The organism is Sulfuricaulis sp., assembly GCF_049587675.1.
Lineage (GTDB): Bacteria > Pseudomonadota > Gammaproteobacteria > Acidiferrobacterales > Sulfurifustaceae > Sulfuricaulis.
Window position 1 is genome coordinate 1 of record NZ_JBAVEJ010000093.1, and the last position, 3,332, is coordinate 3,332.

The 3,332-nt window shown below is 58.4% G+C and carries 5 protein-coding genes, 1 tRNA gene and 2 pseudogenes; all 8 read right to left on the reverse strand.

Features of this window, described 5'->3' with window-relative positions; translation table 11 throughout:
• Nucleotides 1-89, reverse strand: a pseudogene (gene rplL, locus WB402_RS04860) (50S ribosomal protein L7/L12); the annotation flags it as partial.
• A gap of 39 nt (nucleotides 90-128) precedes the next feature.
• Nucleotides 129-656 carry a 50S ribosomal protein L10 gene (rplJ, locus tag WB402_RS04865; RefSeq protein WP_424205791.1) on the reverse strand — a complete coding sequence of 176 codons (528 nt, stop codon included), beginning with the start codon at nucleotides 654-656 and terminating at the stop codon, nucleotides 129-131.
• Nucleotides 657-931: 275 nt separating this feature from the next.
• Entirely contained in the window at nucleotides 932-1,615 is a 684-nt protein-coding gene (rplA, locus tag WB402_RS04870) for a 50S ribosomal protein L1 (protein WP_424205792.1), read from the reverse strand.
• Between the two features lies 1 nt (nucleotide 1,616).
• Nucleotides 1,617-2,048, reverse strand: a complete 432-nt coding sequence (rplK, locus tag WB402_RS04875) for a 50S ribosomal protein L11 (protein WP_424205793.1) — start codon at nucleotides 2,046-2,048, stop codon at nucleotides 1,617-1,619.
• Nucleotides 2,049-2,176: 128 nt separating this feature from the next.
• Complete coding sequence (gene nusG, locus WB402_RS04880; protein WP_424205794.1) at nucleotides 2,177-2,710, reverse strand: transcription termination/antitermination protein NusG; 534 nt, start codon at nucleotides 2,708-2,710, stop codon at nucleotides 2,177-2,179.
• 11 nt (nucleotides 2,711-2,721) lie between these two features.
• Nucleotides 2,722-3,063 carry a preprotein translocase subunit SecE gene (secE, locus tag WB402_RS04885; RefSeq protein WP_424205795.1) on the reverse strand — a complete coding sequence of 114 codons (342 nt, stop codon included), beginning with the start codon at nucleotides 3,061-3,063 and terminating at the stop codon, nucleotides 2,722-2,724.
• Nucleotides 3,064-3,091: 28 nt separating this feature from the next.
• A tRNA-Trp gene (locus tag WB402_RS04890) sits at nucleotides 3,092-3,167 on the reverse strand.
• Nucleotides 3,168-3,206: 39 nt separating this feature from the next.
• Nucleotides 3,207-3,332: pseudogene (gene tuf / locus WB402_RS04895) on the reverse strand (elongation factor Tu); the annotation flags it as partial.

Here is a 3,332-nt window from a genome sequence, read left to right on the forward strand (position 1 = left end):
TTGGTCTCCATCTCCTTGATGAGCTCGGAGAGCTCCAGCACCGACATGCTGGAAATGGTATTAAGTATCTCTTCTTTGGAAACAGCCATGATTAAATCTCCTGAATAAAGTCTTGAATGATTGATCGTTTAGGCGGCTTGCGCCTTGGCGTCGCGCACCGCGGCCAGGGCCCGTACGAACTTCGCCGGGACCTCGTTCAAGGTCTGGACGAACTTCTGGACCGGCGCCTGCATCGTGCCGAGTAGCTGAGCCAGCAATTGCTCGCGTCCGGGCAGAACCGCCAACGCCTGGATCTGCGCCAGGGACATGAGCTTGCCGCTCATGGCACCGGCCTTGATCTTGAGCATTTCATTGTCTTTCGCGAACTCGCTCAATATCTTGGCCACCGCCACGGGATCGGCCGACACCGCAAACGCCAAGGGACCTACCATCTGGTCCTTGAGGCATTCGAAGCTCGTGCCCTCCACGGCACGCCGAGCCAGCGTGTTTTTCACGACGCGCAGATAAACCTTGCCGTCATACGCCTTGCGACGCAGCGTGGTCATCTGGGCAACGCTCAGCCCACGATACTCGGCCAACATGGCTGCCTGGGCACCCGTCAACTTCTCGGATACTTCGGCGACAACCGCCTTTTTCTCATCTAATGTCAGACTCATACGAGTCACCTCCGGTTGCTACGTCTATAAACAACGGCGACCTTTTCAGGAGGTAAATCCTGTGTCGGGCACACCGTCTGCGCAGGCTGCTTCAGCCGATTAAGCGCCCCACAACCAACATCATTGCCACGGCGCACCTGCGGTCTTTGACAACGCTCCGCGCCAAAAAAACGGCACGAAGCGACCCAAAGTTCGTTTCACTAATAACGCGATCAGCGAGCTGATCGCTTGAATCATCATCGCGGTCGACAAGCCGACCGCTCACACCAAAACTCTTACAAACTTGACGTGTCCAGGCGGATGCCCGGACCCATCGTCGTCGAAATCGTCACCTTCTTCAGGAACGCGCCTTTCGACGCCGCCGGCTTGACTTTGTTCAGCGCCGAGACGAGCGACAGGAAATTCTCCTTGAGCGCCTCGGCCTCGAACGAGGCCTTGCCGATCGCGCAATGCACGATGCCGGCCTTGTCGGTACGGAACTGTGCCTGGCCGGCCTTGGCGTTTTCGACGGCCTTGGCCACGTTCGGCGTCACGGTGCCGACCTTCGGATTCGGCATCAGGCCGCGCGGGCCGAGAATCTGGCCGAGCTGACCCACGATCTTCATGGCCTCAGGAGTCGCGATGGCAAGATCGAATTCGATCTTGCCCGCCTTGATCTGGTCCGCGAGGTCCTGGAAACCGACGATTTCGGCGCCGGCCTTTTTCGCAGCCTCGGCGGCGTTGCCTTCGGCGAACACCGCGATACGCACCTTCTTGCCGGTGCCGCGCGGCATCACCGCCGTGCCGCGTACGTTCTGGTCCGACTTCTTGGCGTCGATGCCGAGGTTGATCGCAACGTCCACCGATTCGTCGAACTTGGCGCTGGCGGTGCCCTTGAGAATATTCAGGGCCTCGTCGAGCGGATAATTCTTCATGCGATCGACTTTGGCGAGCTGGGCTTTCAGGCGTTTACCGGCCATATCACACCCCCTCGCATTCCACGCCCATCTGGCGTGCGCTGCCCGCGATGATTTTCACCGCGGTGTTGATGTCGTAACAATTGAGATCGGGCATCTTGATCTTGGCGATTTCCTCGAGCTGCTTGCGCGAGAGCTTGCCGACCTTGTCCTTTAGCGCGTTGCCGCTGCCGGACTCGAGCCCGAGCGCCTTCTTGATCAGCACCGACGCCGGCGGCGTCTTGGTGATGAAGGTGAAACTCTTGTCGCTGAACGCCGTGATGATGACGGGAGTCGGCATGCCCTTTTCCATCTTCTGGGTCTGCGCGTTGAACTGCTTGCAGAACTCCATGATGTTCAGGCCGTGCTGGCCGAGCGCCGGTCCCACCGGCGGGGACGGATTGGCCGACCCGGCCGGCACCTGCAACTTGATATACGCCGTTACTTTCTTTGCCATGATTACTCCTTACGGGTGCAAACGGCTGTTGTCAGCCTCCCCAGTTTAAAAATCTCAGATTTCGAATTTCAGATTTCTGATTGCCGGACAACCAATCAGAAATTACAAATCTGTAATCAGAAATCGCTTTACGCCTTTTCCACCTGACTGAATTCGAGTTCCACCGGCGTCTGCCGTCCGAAGATCGACACCGCCACCTTGAGCTTGTTCTTCTCATAGTTGACGTCCTCGACCGTACCGTGGAAATCGGCGAACGGGCCGTCGATCACGCGCACCTGCTCGCCGGCCATGAACGAGAATTTTGGGCGCGGCTTCTCCACGCCTTCCTGCACCTGCCGCAGAATCGCATCCGCTTCCTTGTCGGTGATCGGCGTCGGCTTGGTGCCGGAACCGCCGATAAAACCGCTCACCTTCGGTACGTCTTTCACGAGGTGCCAGGTCTCGTCGTCCATCTCCATCTTCACCAGCACATAGCCGGGGAAGAACTTGCGTTCGCTGGTGCGCTTCTGGCCGCTTTTCATCTCCACGACCTCTTCGGTCGGCACCAGAATTTCGCCGAACTTTTCCTCCATCCCGGTGTTGCGGATGTGTTCCTTGAGCGAGCGCACCACCTGCTTCTCGAATCCGGAATAGGTGTGCACGACATACCAGCGCATCGTCATGAATTCAGCTCCTATCCCGTGACCGCTCTGACAACCTGGTGCAATCCCCAGTCGATGACCCACATATAAACCGCCACGAGTATCACCATGACAAACACGACCAGGGTAATCTGCATGGTTTCCTTTCTTGCCGGCCAGATCACCTTGCGCAGTTCCAGGCGCGCACCCTTGAAAAATTCCCAGGTGCCGCGGCCGGTCGCCGTCGTCGCCGCGATGGCCACCGCCAGTACCGCGCCCAGCAGAACGACTGCCACCCGGATCAAGTCCGGTTTGTCGCCAAAGTAATAGAATCCTCCGATGCCGCCGGCTACCAGCAGCACCGCGAGAATCAGTTTCAATTTGTCCGCTATCACTACTAAAAATCCTTCATTGCCAGTCTTCTGGCAGGCCAGGAGGGAATCGAACCCCCAACCTGCGGTTTTGGAGACCGCCGCTCTGCCAATTGAGCTACTGGCCTAAATCATCCGCGCGGACAACGTCCGCGCGCGCCTGTACCCTATTCAATCACCTTCGCCACCACCCCCGCGCCCACGGTCCGGCCGCCTTCGCGGATGGCGAAGCGCAGGCCCTGTTCCATGGCGATGGGGTTGATGAGGGTGACCACGATCTTGATGTTGTCCCC